This is a genomic window from Phyllobacterium endophyticum (assembly GCF_003010935.1).
Lineage (GTDB): Bacteria > Pseudomonadota > Alphaproteobacteria > Rhizobiales > Rhizobiaceae > Phyllobacterium > Phyllobacterium endophyticum.
Window position 1 is genome coordinate 135,285 of record NZ_PGGN01000008.1, and the last position, 17,499, is coordinate 152,783.

General features: G+C 57.2%; 13 protein-coding genes and 1 pseudogene. 4 read left to right on the top strand and 10 right to left on the bottom strand.

Features of this window, described 5'->3' with window-relative positions; genetic code table 11:
* Positions 1–30: 30 nt before the first annotated feature.
* Positions 31–1,350 carry an aspartate aminotransferase family protein gene (locus CU100_RS26255; RefSeq protein WP_106719587.1) on the bottom strand — a complete coding sequence of 440 codons (1,320 nt, stop codon included), beginning with the start codon at positions 1,348–1,350 and terminating at the stop codon, positions 31–33.
* A gap of 119 nt (positions 1,351–1,469) precedes the next feature.
* Here CU100_RS26255 and pdxR point away from each other — a divergent pair, with 119 nt between their 5' ends.
* Complete coding sequence (gene pdxR / locus CU100_RS26260; RefSeq protein ID WP_170113983.1) at positions 1,470–2,981, top strand: MocR-like pyridoxine biosynthesis transcription factor PdxR; 1,512 nt, start codon at positions 1,470–1,472, stop codon at positions 2,979–2,981.
* Positions 2,982–3,016: 35 nt separating this feature from the next.
* Here pdxR and CU100_RS26265 read toward each other — a convergent pair whose 3' ends face one another.
* The 4 genes from CU100_RS26265 to CU100_RS26280 form a co-directional block, all read right to left on the bottom strand.
* Positions 3,017–4,447, bottom strand: coding sequence for an NAD-dependent succinate-semialdehyde dehydrogenase (locus tag CU100_RS26265; RefSeq protein WP_106719589.1), 1,431 nt, complete (start codon positions 4,445–4,447; stop codon positions 3,017–3,019).
* Between the two features lie 169 nt (positions 4,448–4,616).
* Positions 4,617–5,273 carry a GntR family transcriptional regulator gene (locus CU100_RS26270; RefSeq protein ID WP_106719590.1) on the bottom strand — a complete coding sequence of 219 codons (657 nt, stop codon included), beginning with the start codon at positions 5,271–5,273 and terminating at the stop codon, positions 4,617–4,619.
* A 156-nt stretch (positions 5,274–5,429) separates the two neighbouring features.
* Positions 5,430–6,101 carry a GntR family transcriptional regulator gene (locus tag CU100_RS26275; RefSeq protein ID WP_183635541.1) on the bottom strand — a complete coding sequence of 224 codons (672 nt, stop codon included), beginning with the start codon at positions 6,099–6,101 and terminating at the stop codon, positions 5,430–5,432.
* Positions 6,102–6,258: 157 nt separating this feature from the next.
* Entirely contained in the window at positions 6,259–7,161 is a 903-nt protein-coding gene (locus CU100_RS26280; protein ID WP_170113984.1) for a dihydrodipicolinate synthase family protein, read from the bottom strand.
* A 393-nt stretch (positions 7,162–7,554) separates the two neighbouring features.
* Between CU100_RS26280 and CU100_RS26285 the strand changes: the two genes are divergently transcribed.
* The 3 genes from CU100_RS26285 to CU100_RS26295 all read left to right on the top strand — a co-directional run bounded on the left by CU100_RS26285 (position 7,555) and on the right by CU100_RS26295 (position 11,256).
* Positions 7,555–8,295, top strand: coding sequence for an aspartate dehydrogenase domain-containing protein (locus tag CU100_RS26285; RefSeq protein WP_106719592.1), 741 nt, complete (start codon positions 7,555–7,557; stop codon positions 8,293–8,295).
* A gap of 306 nt (positions 8,296–8,601) precedes the next feature.
* Positions 8,602–10,146, top strand: a complete 1,545-nt coding sequence (locus CU100_RS26290; protein ID WP_245419271.1) for an amidase — start codon at positions 8,602–8,604, stop codon at positions 10,144–10,146.
* Between the two features lie 402 nt (positions 10,147–10,548).
* Positions 10,549–11,256, top strand: coding sequence for an autoinducer binding domain-containing protein (locus CU100_RS26295; protein ID WP_245419272.1), 708 nt, complete (start codon positions 10,549–10,551; stop codon positions 11,254–11,256).
* Positions 11,257–11,260: 4 nt separating this feature from the next.
* Here the strand turns inward: CU100_RS26295 and CU100_RS26300 are convergent, their stop codons facing one another.
* The 5 genes and pseudogenes from CU100_RS26300 to traA all read right to left on the bottom strand — a co-directional run bounded on the left by CU100_RS26300 (position 11,261) and on the right by traA (position 17,490).
* Positions 11,261–11,593 (bottom strand): transcriptional repressor TraM, encoded by a 333-nt coding sequence (locus tag CU100_RS26300; RefSeq protein WP_170113985.1) that lies wholly within the window; start codon positions 11,591–11,593, stop codon positions 11,261–11,263.
* Positions 11,594–12,019: 426 nt separating this feature from the next.
* Complete coding sequence (locus CU100_RS26305; RefSeq protein WP_106719594.1) at positions 12,020–12,616, bottom strand: TraH family protein; 597 nt, start codon at positions 12,614–12,616, stop codon at positions 12,020–12,022.
* A gap of 16 nt (positions 12,617–12,632) precedes the next feature.
* Positions 12,633–13,868 (bottom strand): conjugal transfer protein TraB, encoded by a 1,236-nt coding sequence (locus CU100_RS26310; RefSeq protein WP_106719595.1) that lies wholly within the window; start codon positions 13,866–13,868, stop codon positions 12,633–12,635.
* The gene (gene traF, locus CU100_RS26315) at positions 13,789–14,319 is read right to left on the bottom strand and encodes a conjugative transfer signal peptidase TraF (RefSeq protein WP_106719596.1); all 531 of its coding nucleotides are present in this window, start codon (positions 14,317–14,319) and stop codon (positions 13,789–13,791) included. The genes CU100_RS26310 and traF overlap by 80 nt, the downstream gene beginning before the upstream one ends.
* A pseudogene (traA, locus tag CU100_RS26320) lies at positions 14,316–17,490 on the bottom strand (Ti-type conjugative transfer relaxase TraA). Before traA ends, traF begins: the two are co-directional and overlap by 4 nt.
* Between the last annotated feature and the right edge of the window lie 9 nt (positions 17,491–17,499).

Here is a 17,499-nt window from a genome sequence, read left to right on the forward strand (position 1 = left end):
TGTCCTGTCCGTGCATGTTAACTGTTCAGCCTAATTGCGTATCGATTTGTTGAGTGCGGTCTCGGCAGCCGCCAAGACAATGTCGCCCGCTTCCTCAATATCGGCATCACTATAAGCCGTGGAGATATTCATCCGGCCGGAGGTGTCGATGAGCAGGTTTAGGTCGAGCGCGGCATTCCAGAGATGATCGACCGTTGAGAGTTCTTCCGGTCTCGTGGCGACGGCGTGGTAGTCGTTGCCGATCCGGGGAGCGAAATAGAAAGCCAGAAACGAGGCCTCGCCGGAAACTTCGATTGGTAAGCCTTTCTTTACCGCCCCGGCCGCAATGTTTTCTCGGAGCCGATCGCCCTTGGCATTTAGAACGGAGATTTGGTGCTCGTCATAAGCTTCGAGCGTGGCTAGTCCTGCAACCATCGAAAGGGGATTAGCGTTAAATGTGCCGGTAAAGGACATCGAAGCCGAACCTTCCCGAGGATCGAGAATACGCATCATCGCCTCTTTTCCGCCAACTGCCCCGACGGGTAGCCCCCCGCCAATGATCTTGCCGAAGACGGTCAGGTCCGGTGATACGCCGTAATAAGATTGTGCTCCGCCATGAGCCACGCGAAACGATGCGACTTCGTCGAAGATCAGAATAATACCATAGCTGTCGCAAAGCGACCTCAGGCCCTCGACGAACGAGCGGTCGGCGCGCTTGTAGCCGATACGTGATGGCAAGGGATCGATCAGGATCGCGGCGATCGACGCATGGTGTTCCTTGATGATCGCCTCAGTTACCGGCAGGTTATTGAAGGGTGTCACGATGACATCCTCGACGATGTTGGGTGACATGTATGGCCCATTCGCTCGGGCTTGCGGAAAACCCTGTCGACCCGGTTCAACCGGAGGCGCATTGGACACTTCGGCGAAATCGTAGCTGCCGTGATAAAGCCCCTCACACTTGACGATCTTCGATCGTTTCGTGAGGACGCGCGCAGCCTTCAGGGCATGCATCACCGCTTCCGAGCCGGAATTGCAGAACATCAATTGATCTAGCGCCTTTACGCGGCCTCCGATATGCTCGGCCAAGCGTACCTCGCTGGTGTCGGCCATGCCAAAACACAGACCACTCCCAAGCTGACGACCTAGCGCCTCAACGGTGGCCTGGTGCCGGTGGCCGTGAATGAGCACCATGAAATTGTTGGAGCCATCGAGAAGATGCTCGCCATCAAGTGTCTGCAGGCGGCTGCCTTCTCCTCCAGCAGCATACGAGCGCATCGGATAGAGGGCCCGTCGGCTGCAACCGGCCGGCATCACCTCCAAAGCACGATCGTACCAAGGCTTGCTGGCTGAGTGCAAAGTCGGAAACATGCGGTTATCTCCTCAAACTGGTTAAACACTGGCTTGATAGAAGCGTTATTTTGTGGAGTATGAAAAGGCCACTTTCAGCCGGCTCCTCCGTCCACTCGATCTCGAAAGAAGACCCGCGCATGGCACAAAGACCCAAAAGTTCGCAAGTATCGCATCTGACCGGCATTCAAATTGATCGAGGCAATGACATCCCTCTTTACTGGCAATTCTACCTCGAACTCAAACGTCTTCTGTTGACCGGCGCCATCCAAACCGGCGACGCTTTGCCATCGGCACGATCACTCGCTCGGGAATTTTCATGTTCGCGGCACACCGTTGCGACCGCATTCGAATATCTTCAGGCTGAGGGGCTCCTTAGCTCTTCGCAGGGTGTTGGAACCTTTGTCGTCGACACGGGCACGAAGCCTGTTGCTGCCGCAGCAACGTCGGTGGCGAGGCAACCCATCACCATCAGCCGGTTCGCGCAACGACTGGCCGAAAAGCAAACAGGGCGCGACGAACAGGATCCCCTACAGACATTCGGTATTCCCGATGCCGGTTCCTTTCCTTTTGGGCAGTGGACAAAAGCCTATGCCAACGTGTGGCGTGATCCATCGCCGGCTTTGCGCACACGTATCGACCACCAGGGATTCGTCGAGCTTCGTCAGTCAATCTGTAAACTCCTGCACCGCACACGCGGGATTACCGCCTCTCCGGAGAACGTACTGATTACCTCGGGCACCACCCAATCGCTGTATCTGCTTGTTCAGCTTCTGCTTGAGCCAGGCGCCCAAGTCGTTATCGAGGATCCGGGACGTCCGAAAGTGGAGGCACTTCTTAGGGCTTCTGAAATTGCCGTTCATGCCTGGCCCGTCGACCAAGAGGGCTTGCAGCTGCAAAAGCTGGAACCCCCGAACAACGCGATCAAGGCAGTCATCGTCACCCCATCACATCACTATCCAACCGGAGCATCCCTGTCCCTTCAACGACGTTTGACCCTTCTTGATTGGGCTCATCGCAACAATAATTGGATTTTCGAAGACGATTACGACGGTGAAATTCTTGCCGATGGAAAACCGGTTGCTCCGCTCTACAGCCTCGGGCAGAGCGACCGTGTCGTCTATATGGGGACCTTCTCGAAGTCGATCCATCCGCAGTTGCGTTTGGGCTATATAGTTGCCCGTCCAGACCTCATCCGCGAACTAATAAAAGTGCGTTATTATATCGATTATTTTCCGTCGACACATTTGCAGCCGGTCCTTGCGAACTTCATCGACGATGGTTCGCTCGAAAGGCATCTGCGAAAGATGCGCCGCCTCTATCGCGATCGGCAGAACGCATTTATCGGCGAGCTAAGACGTCAAGATCCTGGTTTCTTTCTCCTCTCCGAGTTTGCTCCGACGCTTTTCCTCCCGCTGCACTTTGCAGCTGGCGCAGACTTTGTGGATGACACGGTCGTTGCAGGGCAGGTCAGGGCTGCCTCGATACCATGCTTTGGACTTTCATCGTTTTATACGTCGACGCCCCCTGACGAAGGCCTAATCGTTGGAACGTCGCGCCTGGAGGCTGGCGACGCGTCGACCAACGTTGCACTTATCCTTAGGGCAATGGCCAAGGCCCAGTCCGACTGTCGAAGACAAGTATTCACATAAAAAACCGACGGCGGTTGCCCGCCGCCGTTCCGATATCAGACCGCGTGGGTGAGGAACTTCGTCGAGAGATAAGCATCCATCGCTTCGATGCCCCCTTCAACGCCGTAGCCGCTGTCCTTGACCCCGCCGAACGGTACTTCAGGAAGAGCTAGCCCAAGGTGATTGACCGTCAGCATCCCGGCTTCAACTTCGTCGGACAGCATCGCGACGGCCTTGACGGAGTTAGTGAATGCGAATGCCGCAAGACCATAGGGAAGGCGATTGGCTTCCTCGACTGCTTCCTGGAGCGATGCGAATGGCTGCACCATAGCCACCGGGCCGAACGGTTCTTCATTCATGATCCGCATCGATGTGTCGACCTCGGTCAGAACCGTCGGCTGCAAAAAGCTCCCCTTGTTCTCAACACGATTTCCACCGATTCGCACATTGGCACCGGCCTGCTGAGCCTCGGCGATGAGATCCTCTACAGCGGCCTGTCTCCGGGCATTGACGAGCGGGCCCATCGTAACGCCGGCTTCAAGACCGTTGCCGACCTTGATGGCGCGGATCTGATTGACAAAGCTTGTGACGAACTCATCGTAGACGCTTTCCTGAACGAGAATGCGGGTTGGAGACACGCAGACTTGGCCGGCGTTGCGGAACTTCGCTACTGCCAACATCGCAGCGACGCCGTCGACGTCGACGGCTTCGGTAATGATAACTGGCGAGTGACCGCCCAGTTCCATTGTCGCCCGCTTCATATGGCGACCGGCAAGCTCGGCGAGCTTCTTGCCGACCGGCACCGAGCCCGTGAAGGAAATCTTACGAATGATCGGATGGGGGATAAGGTAGCCCGAAATGTCCGCCGGATCGCCGAAGACGAGATTGATCGCACCGGTCGGAAGCCCGGCGTCGGAGAGAGCCTTTACAAGAGCGGCTGCCGAAGCGGGCGTATCTTCGGCCGCCTTGACGATGACCGAGCATCCGGCGCCGAGCGCGGGAGCGATCTTACGGACAACCTGCGACATGGGGAAGTTCCAAGGCGTGAAGGCGGCCACCGGACCGATCGGCTCCTTGACCGCAAGCTGGGTCACATTTCCGGCGCGTGCCGGGATCACGCGGCCATAGGCGCGACGCGCTTCTTCACCCGCCCAATCCAAGATGTCTGCAGTGATTGCAATTTCAACCTTGGATTCTGCAAGCGGCTTGCCTTGCTCTTCCGTCATGATCTTGGCGATGCCGTCGACGCGCTCACGAAGAAGGTCTGCTGCGCGGCGAAGCGCCTTGTAGCGCTCAAAGCCTGAAACTCGCTTCCATTCGGTAAAGCCGGCGGCGGCAGCCGCAAGGGCTTCATCAAGGTCGGCATGGGTGGCACGCGCGACACTTCCAATAACCTCGCCGGTGGCCGGATTGGTCACATCAAGGGTTGTCCTGTCGGCCGAATCCCGCCAGACTCCATTGATGAACAGCTGGGTATTATGCGACATTTCCGTCTCTCCTGTTGTTGTTTGAATTTTGCCGCGTCGCGCTTGTTCCAACGGCGGACTGCGATGGCCTATTTTTAGCGATAATCGCTTGTTCAGCCAAAGTCAAATGGTCCCGTGCAGGGCTCCGCTTTATGCCCTGGGGGGTCTGGCCGCGACAAAAGCGTCGGCCTTACGTCCGGCTTTTCAGATAGCTGACGATCATCGCGCCGGTTGAAAGTATATGTTCGCGCAAGAGGACCGCGCCGTCGGCTGCCCTTTGCTCACGACAACAGGCAAGAATCTCCTCATGCTCCAGCCGTGACCGACGCGCAAAGGCCTCATCCACGATCGGAAGCCGCAAATACCGGTCGAAGCTCGCTCTTAGTTGGCGAACGACGCCAGCAAATCGTTCTCGGTTGGCGCGCGCGTAAAGGAGATCATGAAAAGAGGCGCTCAAGAAAAGTTTTTCATCAATCGTTTCCCCGGAGTCGATCGAATCGAGAATGGCGTCTGCCCTCTCGAAGTCATCATCCGTCATTTGGGGGATGGCGGCGTTGAAGAGACACGGTTCTAGCAGGCTGCGAAGCACGGTCGTCTCCTCTGCGCTCATGGGGTCGAGTTGGGCGACGCGGACCCCGCGGCGCGGTTCGGCGACCAGAAAACCCGCATATAAAAGTTCTTGGAAGGCTTCGCGCACGACCATCTGGCTGACGCCAAACCGGGATGCTGTCGCATCTTGAAGCAGGCGCTCTCCCTCAGCCAACCCGGAGGTGAGGATTTCCTCCCTCAAAACTGTGGCAACAAAGGAGGCTGCCGAGGAGGTCGCGGCGGAAGTTTCAATAGCCATGTTTCAGCGGTTTGTTTGTAAGAAGGTGACTACGCTATCGAAGCGTATTTCAAATCATCTAGCGTAATGGCGTCAAAAAAGCAATCAAGCAGTCGATAATCTATAATCGCTACAGGATCACTGTTCCAAATGTCGGCCCATCTGAACAGCGAAGCCCTAAACTTGGTCGCCAGCCTCAAGGCTCTTAACCAACAGTTCTCCAGTAGCAATTATGTGCTTGTTCAACAGACTTGCAGCTTCTTCCACGGCACTGTTACGTACCAATTCTAGCATTTCACGGTGTTCTCGCTGCGATTGCTCGAAATGATGGGTTTCTTCCCACGTGTAACGGAGGTAGCGTTCGAAGTTGACGCGCAGCGTGGCTATGAGACCGAGCGTCCGTTCCTTTCTTGAAGGTAAATAGAGGAGTTGGTGAAATTCAGCATTAAGCGCGATCTTACGGTCGACGGTTTTTGCCTTGTCGAGTTGCGTGAGAACCTTAGCCGCGCGATCGAGGTCTGCACGCGTAATTTTCGGAATTGCCCAACGCAATGCCTGACATTCTAGAAGGCTCCTCAGTTGTGTCATTTCCCAGGCCTCCTCCGGGCTCATGGTCGCAACGCTCACGCCTCGCCGGGGCTCGATCCGGAGGAAGCCCTCTGCGACGAGTTGCTTGAACGCCTCCCGGGCCACCATCTGGCTGACGCCGAAGCGACTTGCCCAGGCGTCCTGCCTCAGCCGGTCTCCACCTTTCAGCTTGTGATGAAGAATTTCACCCCTTATGCCGTCTGCGACGATTGCCGAAGCAGATCGGCTTCCCATTCTGATGTCGGCTGTTACGGCTTCCATTTGCTGCACAAATTTCTCCTCTAAGTATCGCTATATTTCCACTATATAATAGCTTGGCGCGTCAACGTCGACAGCCTGCAACGCGCTTGGCTGCTTTTGCTGAGGAAAAAGAGGAGACTTCGAAAGGACGGCGCCGTGGCTGCCGCCCTTCGTCGTCTCAGAAATCGGCCCTGAGCTTTTCGTAGTCGGTTTCGGCAAGCAGGGACTTCAGTTTCACCGCAAGAGTATCCGAGAGAGGCTTGATTGGCGGCAGGCTCTGAGCCCATTCAGGTCTGCCTGTCAGATCTGCAAGTGCCCATTTGATCGATGCCACGATGAGGGGATGGCTTGTAAGTGCCATGCGGATCTCCGTGGCTGCCCCTAGCTTTTCCGTGCTGCCGGTATCGCGGGCCTGAGCGACAAAACGCATGGTGACGTTCATGGAAGCGGAAATAACACCGGCAAGCTCCCCGCTTTTTACATGGCCTAAGGCTTCTTCAGTGGCAGCAAAGACACTGACATCCGGAAGCGCTGCGGCACGCTGCCTTGTTTTTTCCAAATTCCCTTCACTGTCCTTCAGGCCGACGAAAACACCTGGGAAGGCGGCCCGAAGTCTTTCAATGAATTCCGGGGTAAAACTCAATCCGGTAAGTTGCGGGATGTGATAGAGGTAAAGCGGAAAATTTGGTCGGTCTACGCCACGAAGAAGCCTTTCGAAGTAGAAGAACAAATCGTCTTCGGCTTGGGCCTTGTAGTAGAACGACGGAAGTACGAGACTGCCGGAGAAGCCGAGATCTGCCGCAGCTCGCGTAAGCTCAATGGCATCGCTGATTGCTGCCGCACCAGTTCCGACGATCGCCTGCGACAGCGGCAGGGATGCCTGAGCGATGCTCATGACCTCAAGCCGGGTGCCAACCGACAAGGATGTTGCCTCGCCTGCAGTGCCGGAAAGAACGAGTCCGTTCGCGCCCAACGCCAAAAGCCGCTGGCAATGCTCTAGATAAAGTTTAGAATCGACGGCAGTACCATTTTTCTCAAACGGTGTCGCGGCCGCTACGATCAGTCCTGAAAGCGCACTCATAGCTCTACTCCAATGCATTTATCGGTTAATGTCCGCTTGGCGGTTTTTCAGCGATAGTCGTTTATCGATAATTTTGCAACATCGTGACGCCTGATTGGCGGCCTGGGCTCGATAGAATTTTAATGATGTCGTTTAAACCTGCGCATGAAGCGTTCTGCGGCTCCGGCTTACCAATTGCCGCGCGGCCGTGAGCTGAATTATCCCCCAAGCACAGAAAGCAAACTGGGGATGGCTTGCTCGTTCGCCCTCACTGTGTTGCCACGCGAAAGTACTTGCACCGCCGGGAATATGCTCTAGAGGTTTCGTTGGCATGAGTATCGATAATCGCTTCGATGCTGGGATCTCAGGGCAGGGCGTGCTTACGCCAACGATTGGCGAAACAGGAAAGCATAGATGAGAGTTGGGTTCATTGGAGCAGGGCGGGTCGTCAGTCGCATTGCAAAGGCCATTTCCAACGATGGGCACGACATCGCCTTTGTTCTTTCACGCAAACCAGTCGAGGGGGCCACGATTTTTGGCGCCAGGCACATTGTTACGTTATCCGATACCGGGTTTTTGAACGAAACCGACCTCGTCATCGAAGCAGCATCGCCAAACGCGGTCAAGGAATTCGCGCCGGACATACTGGAAAAATGCGATTTCGCCATCCTCTCGACAACGGCCTTTGGGGACGCGGAGTTCGCCGGCAAAGTCGAGGCTATCCAACAGCGCACAGGCAACAGGTTGACGCTTCTTTCAGGTGGCATCGTCGGTCTCGATGGGCTGGCCAGTGTCGGCAAACAACTGGTTTCGGTTGAAATCGAAACCGTCAAGAGCCCCGTCATGTGGGGCCTTGAAAACCATTCAGATATTCGCGTCCTGTACGAGGGCCCAACACGAGAAGCATCCAAGCTCTACGAGAAGAATGTCAACGTGCATGCGAGCATTGCATATCTATCGATCGGGTTCGATCGCTGCAAAAGCCGTTTGATTTCCGATCCGGATGCCAAAGCGGCCTATCAAAAAGTTCGGGTCGTCGGCGAGGACTTTGGCTGGACGATTGAGCTTCATTCCACGCCGATCGGCGGTGTAACGGCATCCCTGACGCCACGCGCGGTTCTTGGTTCCGTCCGCAACCTGCTGAACCGCGGTTGAGCCACGGAAACGTATCGCGCAGCGTTTATCGCGCCCCTATCGGACGTTGCCGGCTGCCGCGCGGTGCCGCAAGGCTGATTGTTGATATAAACCGAGAAATGTTCGTGCATTTTGTCTCGCCTTCCCACACCACCGCTTGACATGCCGCATTTAGCGATTATCGTTAATTATAACCGTAAACCAGATCAGCTTTTGGGCGGTTTCCTCCGGCTGACAGTTTAGGCACCTTCCTGCAGCCCATATCGCAGGTCGCAGCATGGCCTTCGCGGACAAGATGCTCGAATTCATTGTAGAGGGAAACAGTAAGTGGTGGTTAACAACTTGGAGAATTGTGATGATCTGTGCTTTCTGCCGGCATCGCTGCTCAGCGAAATGAGAGCGGCGGGACAGATCTCGTCCGCAGAAATTACCCACGCCTATCTTTCACGGATCGCAAAATTCGATGGCAAGCTTAATGCCTACGTGGAAGTCTATGAGCAGGAGGCGAGGTTTGCGGCAACAAGCCTTGACACAGGCAGCAATGGGCGAATTGAGGGTGGACTAGCCGGCGGCATCCCGATTGCCCTGAAGGATCTGCTCGAAGTCGACGGCAAGATCACAACGGCAGGATCAGCGCATTTTCGAGGTCGTCGCTCTCGCGTTACAGCGAGCCTGGCCACGCGGCTTATCGCAAGCGGGTCTATAATCCTTGGCAAAACGCAGACGGTTGAATTAGCCTACAGCGGCTGGGGCATCAACCCTCAAATGGGTACTCCGTGGAATCCATGGGACGAGGATATTCAAAGGGATCCGGGTGGTTCAAGTAGCGGCTCGGCGGTCGCCGTTTCTGCAGGTCTCGCCCCTTGGGCGGTCGGAACGGATACCGGTGGCTCCGTACGACTGCCTGCTGCATTTTGCGGCATCACAGGTTTGAAGACAACTGCCGGTCAAATAGCGACCGACGGAATAATTCCTCTCAGTAAGACCTTTGATACGCCGGGGCCGATCACAAGATCGGTTCTTGATGCGGCTATACTTTACAATCTGATGCTAGGTTCAAAATCTCAATTCGCCTTTGGATCCGGCACCGTAAGCGGCATATCGCGCGCCCTGGAAGGCGGCGTTCAGGGGCTTAAATTGGGTTCCCTACCAAAAGCGGAAAGGGAAGGCGTCGAACCCGACGTTCTTGGAGCCTACGACCGCTCATTGGAGACATTAAGCAACCTCGGCGCTGATATTGTGGAGATCAATCTTCCGTTTCGACTTAACGACTGCCGCACGGCACATTCGACCATAATCAACTCAGAGGCTTACAGCTATTTCTATGATGTGATCGAAGACGGGTCTTCGCTGATCGACGAAAGCACGAGATCAGGTATTTCAACTGGACGAACCATTTCTCCTCAACATTCTTTGGACGCTTTCAAACAAATTTGGCGGCTCAAGTCCCAAATCTCCGGGGCGCTGCTCAATGTCGACGCGTTGCTGACACCGACTACCGAATCTGTGGCCATTCCCGTTGAAGGGCTCGACCGAACGAAGTCGCCTGCCCGTTTCACTCGATTTGTTAATGCCTTGGGAATGTGTGGTCTCGCAATACCAAACGGGAAGAGCGCCGAGGCTCTCCCAACATCACTTCAAATTGTGTGCAGACAGCATCAGGAACGGTTAGCATTGCGAATTGGCCTTGCGTTCCAGAACGCAACCGACTGGCACTTGGGCTACCCGCCAATGTGCCGCGATGCTGCCTGCGGTAAAAAGCGGTTGGAGTACAGAGTGTCCGCGTCTCCGAACCAACCACGCCGGCTCAGAACAACAAAACTGGTATCTGAACAAGTGGCAGCCGGGGTCAGTCAGATCCAGCCTGAATAGCTCCGAATCTTGCTGTCACCTTCGAGTCAATCTTCTCCAAACGTGGCTAGCTGGCAAGCCTCGCAAAGCCACTAGACTTGCTAGCCACACAAGCGAACTGCGGCGACGTGCCAGGCCATCGGCGGGTCCCATGAAGCAACGAAGCCAGTTCGCTAAGGCGAGGAAAACATCGCTTCAATAAAAAGTTCCATAAACTTGATTATGCCAGATTAGCCGTTCGCTTGGTCGTTTATACGACAAATATTTACGAGTATTAGTTAAAACTTGAGGTCATAAGTTGGTAGCTGTTTTACTTTCACCGCAAACTGCGCGATTGGGAAATTATTTCTTTGCTTAACACCTTTTGGAGGATGCCGCAGCGGAATTTGTTCGAGAAACAGGCGAAATTTTGAAGGAGAGCTTATGTTAAAGATATGGTTTCAGAAACTGATGGACCTCTCTTTCGTAGCCAAAACAGAAGAAATGTTAAAAGAGGCCCTAGCTGAGCTCACCCTCCAACTCGGCTTCGACGTCTATGCCTATCTAAATGCGCAGCCAGTCAGAACATTTGCTACCTCAAATTATGCTCCCGAATGGCAGAGGCGTTACTTCATGCAGCAATTCATCAGAATAGATCCGGTCGTCGCGATCGCAAGATCGGAAATGAGGGCCTTTACCTGGACTTCAGAAAGCCCGAGGCGAGTGTCTTCAAAACAGCTGCGCCGCTTCTATTCGGAAGCGGCGGATTTTGGAATAAATTCTGGCATATCGATTCCGGTAAGAACTGCCTTCGGGCATATGTCCATGCTTACCCTTGCGTCGAGCAAACCATCTTTATCGCTCGAAAAAGACATTGACCAACTTGCGGCGGTGACTGCGGTATCTCAACTTCATGCCAAGCTTGAGCAGCTCGATTTCGCACCTACGGCGAGCGAGCGGGTTAGCCTTACGGCCAAGCAGGCAATTTGCCTTAAATGGTCCGCCGAGGGCAAGTCGATGCGAGCTATCGCAGCAATCGAAAACCTATCCTTTGGAACCGTGAATTTTCACTTGAACAACGCGCGCAAGGCGCTCGATGCCGGAAGTCTCATACAAGCAGCGTCGCTCGCTTCTAAGCTCAGATTGATCTGATACGTCATAGAGATTTGTCAACCGACGTAAGCGGAACGTACCCCAGAACGTCTAATAAGGTTGAGAGCACTGTTTGCTGGGCATGGACATCGATCATAGCCACAATATAGGCAATCCGGGCTGGCCCCACAGTTTTGCCACGAGGGTCGACAAAAGTTGCCGTTTGGCATTGCTCACATCGCTCTTCTGCCTCATCCCGAAGTTGGCGATGACGCAGGATCGCGTCGATAGTGATGCGCTCCAAATCCCCTTTCGGGAGATTCTCGGCTAAGCCAACGATGGGCCTAAGGACAAGTTTTTGATCAGGTTGATTGTCCGCGTTATTTCCGGATGACATGATTTTCTTCCACCAAGGTGTCCGCGGTGCGCCCCCGCTGACGAATATCCCTTGAGCCCTAGCCGGGGGGTAGAAAACCGTGTCTACACGGTCCCCATGACCTTTAGCACCGAGGCACCTGGACATACGTCACAGGCCCCCGGCCACATGGTCAGAGGATCTGGCACCGCAACGGCCGGTGCCAACCGGTAGGCAAGGGGTTTCTACGCCCCAAGGCAGCGCGTACTGCCTCGCAGATTCTTATAGAGGTGTAATGGGTAAATTTCCAGCCGAAATCAGTGACATATCTGCCGCATGCGGAAATGAACTATCACCTTCGACCCTGCCGCTGAATATCAGTCATAAAGTGCCTGCGTGGCTTTCAGACGCCTCAAAATTTGCTGCTTTCCAAACGTACGGGACGCTGTGTGCCTGCAGCACCCGCAGTCAAGGCTTGCCCGCTCCTACTCCCGAAAGATCTATACGAATCCCCGCTTTGTTGGCATCGGGGAACTCTCCCACGGGAGGCTCCGCCGATGTAGCTGCCATCTTTTCCGATCCAACGTCGTCGCCCGGCTTGAGCTTTACTGGCTTTACCGCGCCTGGATCGGATGCGGTAAACACAGCTTTTCCCTCGAAATACCCCGTCTGCCATGCGATGATGGCATCGTCGAACGCTTCGCTGACGGGGCTGCCGTACCATTTCACGACGATACGATAGACCTTGGCGAACAGCGCCGTTCCCATGCGGATGTTTTCGCAGGGGTCGACCATATCTGTCTTCAGCTGTCCGGCTTCGAGAATGCCGAGGCCAGCCGGATATTGCGTGATGCCGACGCGGGTGACGTTCCGGCCGACATTTTGGCGGATCAGGTCCATCGCCTCCTCGACGGTATTCGGCTTCGGAACGAGAACGACACGATTGCCGGAGCGCACGGTAACAGTCAGGGGGTCGGGCGATCCCGCCCGCTCGATGAACTTCTTGACGATTGCGGGCTTCAGGCCGGCATCGGCACATTGCTTGATCAGGGCGGCATCGACCATCGCGACTTCTCCTTGCTTAGATGTTGAATGCCGTGACGAGCGGGAGGTTGAACAGTCGCGCCCAGGCGACGGCGCTGGCTTTCTGGATGGCGACGATCGACGTGCCCGATGTCCACCAACCGTTTCCGGTCGCGACGATCATGTTGGGCGAATAGAGCATCGAGTGGAGGACCGGCCAGATGAGGAGCTGTTCATAACAAATCAGCGGCGCGACCCGCGTTTCCGACAAGTCAACAACCGAATTTTCGAAGAGGTGCGCACGTGCACCGCCTGCCTGCCCCATCCACGCGCGCCAGGGCTGCCACATGGAGCCCGGAACCGGCATCCGTTCGCGATAGAGAATCCGCGCACGCGCCGCCGAAATCGAAACCAGCACATTGTCGTAGCCATCAGGGTCGACGGTCGCCGCGCCAGCGATCACGGTGACGTTGCTACCCAACAGCCCTCCCTGCCAGAGCTGCGCGACGGTCGGCGTCCAGAAACCAAGGCTGCTTTCGGGAAGAACGACAACGCGCGCGCCCTCACCCGCGGCGCGTTTCACTGTAGCGATCAGGTCACGCTGCTGCTCTAGCGAAGTGTCGCGACCGAGATTTTTCCCCTGATCGAGGTCAATGCCTCTCCATCCTTCCGGTAAGCCCGAACCTGTCCACGTTGCGGCGGACCAGAGCCAGAGGCCCGCGAGGGCACTGGCGGCAGCCGGCCACCATCTTGTTGTCATGACAATGAGGCCGGCTGCGCCTACACCGAAACCAACCCACCCCCATCCCGGAAACAATACGCCTGCCGCTGTGATCGGATGCGCCCAGCCCGCAATGCCGAAGGGAGGGATCGCCATCAGCACCGCCGCCGCCCCATATCGCAGCGCCCGTCCCGTTCCCGGACGATCCGTCCAGAGCGCCGCATGAACGTTGACGAAAGCAAGCGAGGCGACAATCCAGAGCAAGAGCCCCGGCCACAGATCGGACGAATAGAAACTGGCGACGGCCTGCGGCAGCCCACGCGAGGCCGCCAGATAGTATCCGGTCGACACGAGGACAGCGGTCACCCGCGATCGTGAGAAGGCCCAAAGTGTCGGGAACGTCATCGCCAGCGGCAGTGCAAGGACACATCCGCTCCAGCTCAGCACGCCGACGATGCTCGCCCCGCTGATCAGTCCGACCGGATAAAGGAGATCAGGGATCGAAGGTAAGGACGGGGCGCGCCAGACCGAGAAGGCCTGTTTCCGGCACAGGCCCAAAATATCGGGAGTCATAGGAACTCGCAAAGTCGGAGTGAAGGAACAGATGTCCGGAAGGCACGATGCCGCCGGCAAATGGATGGAGCGGGCGCCCCGCGCCGTCACTTGGACGAACGGCGGAGTTCGGCAGAGGAAGCCGATCGATGACGACATCGGAGCCAATCTCCACACGCTGGCCGGAGAGCGCCACGACGGTCTTGATGAGGGGCGCGACGCCGACCGGGCAAAGCCCGCGGTGGACGTAGCCGCGCTCCACTGCCAAAGCGAACTCCTTCGATGAAGGCGGACAATCGAACACCATATCGCCGACGGAGAGAGGCCGTGTCAGCGGCTCGATCTGCCACAGGCCGAGCGGCTCGCTCGGCGTGAGGTTCAGCCGATACCCGCCAAACCAGCCGCCGGCCGCAATCGTCAGCAGGGCAACGGACGTCACAAGCACAGGCGACACGACGTGCCCGCGGCTCATGGCTTGAGCACCTGGCGCTGCGCCAGCCGGAGCGTCTCAATCTGCTTCAGCGTCTCGGCGGTCCGTTCCTGGGCCGCGAGCAGTTGTCCGGTGCGCATGAGCGGCCACGCCTTTGCAAGCTTCTCCTTCTCGGCTGGACAGAGCCCCTCGGAGAGCGTGTCGAACAGTTTGCCGGCAGGTTCACGCGCAACGTTGGTCAGAAACTTGCGCTCCCCGAACCGCTCGGCGACAGCGCGGTTGAACGCATCGATCTCCATCTTGATCTCCCGGTTGGAAACAGCGAAGGCGAGCGCGGCGGACAGATCGTTGCGGTCGATGGCGTCACGCACCTTTTCCAGCACTCCAGATACGGAGGGTGACAGCGCCGGGATATCTATCGAGCCACGGTGGCGGAGGGATTTCTCCTCTGCCTCGATCTTGTGTACCGCCGCGCCTCGAAGGCCGAGATAACGCTCGATGTCGTGTTTGAGGGCCGGCACGTTCACCTCGGCAACATGCCGGGCCTGCTTCTCCGGCTTACCCGCCAGGATACCCGTCTTGCCCTTTAGCGGGCCGATCGACGCGGTGTCGGCGACGAGCTTGTCGAGCGTCTGTTTCGGCTAGGAGCTTCTCCTCCACCGCATCCTGCAGCGATTTCGAGAACAGGGTGATGCCTACGACCATTGGTTCGGTCTCCTTTCTGAACTGGGTTTTGCGGCTTTCGACAAGACCGAGCCGCTCGCCCACGCCACGCAGGCGCATTGCGAGGTCGGCGATCCGCTGCTTCTGCCTGAGTGTCCAGTCGAGCCGGTCGCGGACGAGAGTCCTGGCAACATGGGCCATGGACAGGCCGCGGTTCTCGGCGAAGCGAAGCGCCTGCCTGTAGAGCGTGCCGCGCTCATAATCGAGCGTCGTTTCCTTGGCGTTGCGCTTCGACAGGATTTTAATGAGGCCGCCGTTGAGATCGAAGGACCGGCGTCCGTAGTAAAGCGCCAGATCTTCCCGGTGGCGGGTCATCGCCACATAGGTCAGATGCCGGTCGAGCGAGAGCGAGGCGAGCACCTTCACGCGATCGACAGTCGCGCCCTGGCTCTTGTGGATGGTCGTGGCATAGCCATGGTCGACGTTGCGGTAGACCCGCTGCTCGACGGTGACGCTCTCGCGCTGATCGCCCTCGCCGATCTCGGCGACGATTCGGTTCTGCGTTGCCTCGACAACACGTCCAATCATGCCGTTTTTCACGCCGAGCGCGCTGTCGTTCTTCAGGAAAACGATCTGGTCGCCCGCGTCGAAGCGGCGCAGGCCGTCGTCCGTTCGGAAGGCATGGCCTTCACCGACGATGCCGCGCTCGACCAGCTTCTCGCGGGCAAAGCTGTTCAGGCTTCGAACGTCACGGCGAAGGTGGGCGAGGATCAGGATCGTCTTGGTGGGATCGTATTCGCGGTTCCAGTCGGCGATGAGGGTTTCGATTGCCTGCCGCTTTACCACCGAGCCGAAGATGCGGCCCCGCTGCTGATAGGAGTTAACCGCTTCCTCGACACGACCGCGCGCCAGGTCCAGCGAGGCGTCGCGCATCCATTGCTCGCGTTGGCGATAGACGGTTCCGAGCTCGGCATAACCGATGCGCTCGACGATCGCGCGGAAAGAGGAACCGGCCTCGATCGGCTGCAACTGTTCGGGATCGCCGACAAGCACCAGCTTGGCCCCTGCCCTGGATGCTACCTCGACGAACAGCGCCATCTGCTTCGAGGCAACCATGCCAGCCTCGTCCAGCACGAACACGGTGTTCTTGTCGAGCGCGTCCCTGCCCTCTTTCCAGCGTAGCTCCCATGAGGCCAGCGTGCGGCTGTCGATACCGGCTTCCTTCTCCAGACCCTCAGCCGCCTTGCCGGCGAGGGCGCCGCCGACCACGCGGTGGCCTGCGAGCTCCCAAGCCTCGCGCGCCGCCTTCATCATCGTCGTCTTGCCGGCCCCTGCCCGGCCGACGACAGCGGCGATCCGGGCGGGCTTGGCCACATGCTCGATCGCGGTCTTCTGCTCTAGCGACAGGCGCGAATGACGTTCGAAAGTTGTCTCGAGAACGCGGCTGTTGATGTCGAAACCACCGGCCTGCGAAAGCGCCATGGCGCGTTTTGCCATCCCCGCTTCCAACTGGATCAGCTCGCGCGTCGTATAGCGGGCGGGGATTCTTTCGCCGGTGGCAAAGCCGACGCTGTCGCGTTCGATGCGCAGTATCTCCGGGCTCCGGAGGATCCTCGCCATCAGATGGGAGAAGGTGCCGGCATCATCGATATAGCGATGCAGAACCCTGGCAATATCACGTTGATCGAAGACGCTCTTCTCCGATGAGATGATGTCAAGCACGGTCTCCGGCCGCTTCTCGATGCGCCGGGTATTGTCCTGCCGCTGCTCCTCGAACAGCTTCAGTCGTTCAAGTTCGACGCCACTTCCGTCCTGCTCCGATTTACGCTGGATCGCCTTGGCGCCGACGCCGATGTGTACCGTGGGAACGAAGTCGATGCCGCGCTCGGCATAGGATCGGCCATCGACGCGGATTTCCAGCCCACCTAGCGCGAGATGTTGGTTTTGCAAATCGAGCCAGCTATTGCGCTGCTGAAGGAACTCTGTCTTCTCGCCGGACCACAGCCGATACTGGATCTTGCCAGTCTTCGTTCGAACCGGCTGACCGTCATCACTCATGACAGCAATTTTCTTCGGCCCGAATCCGTTCTCGGTCAGTGGGCGCAATGTCGTCATCAGGTGAACGTGCGGATTGCCAGGTTCGTCATGATAGACCCAGTCCGCTACCTGCCCGCGCGCCAACACCTGCTCGAACACGAACTGGTGCATCAGCGCCACGTTCTGCTCCTTCGACAATTCGACCGGCAGCGCGATGATGAACTCCTTGGCGAATTGCGCATCCTCGCGTTTCTCAAAGGCTTCGACGCGGTTCCAGAAGGCTTCCGCGGCTCCAGAAACAGACCGATCGGCGATCAACGCCAGCGCCCATTTCGGAGCACCGGGTGGAACCAAGAACTCCTCATGGGCGAGATTGCGCTTGTTGGAATAGTCGACGGTGCGCGCTTCGATTTCATAGGTCATCTTCGCGCAATGGCGATACGCAGCCGACAGCACGGCGCTGCGGCCATTGCCGCGTCCGATAAGCTGGGGCGTGAAATGCGTGATGGCCAAGGCGATACT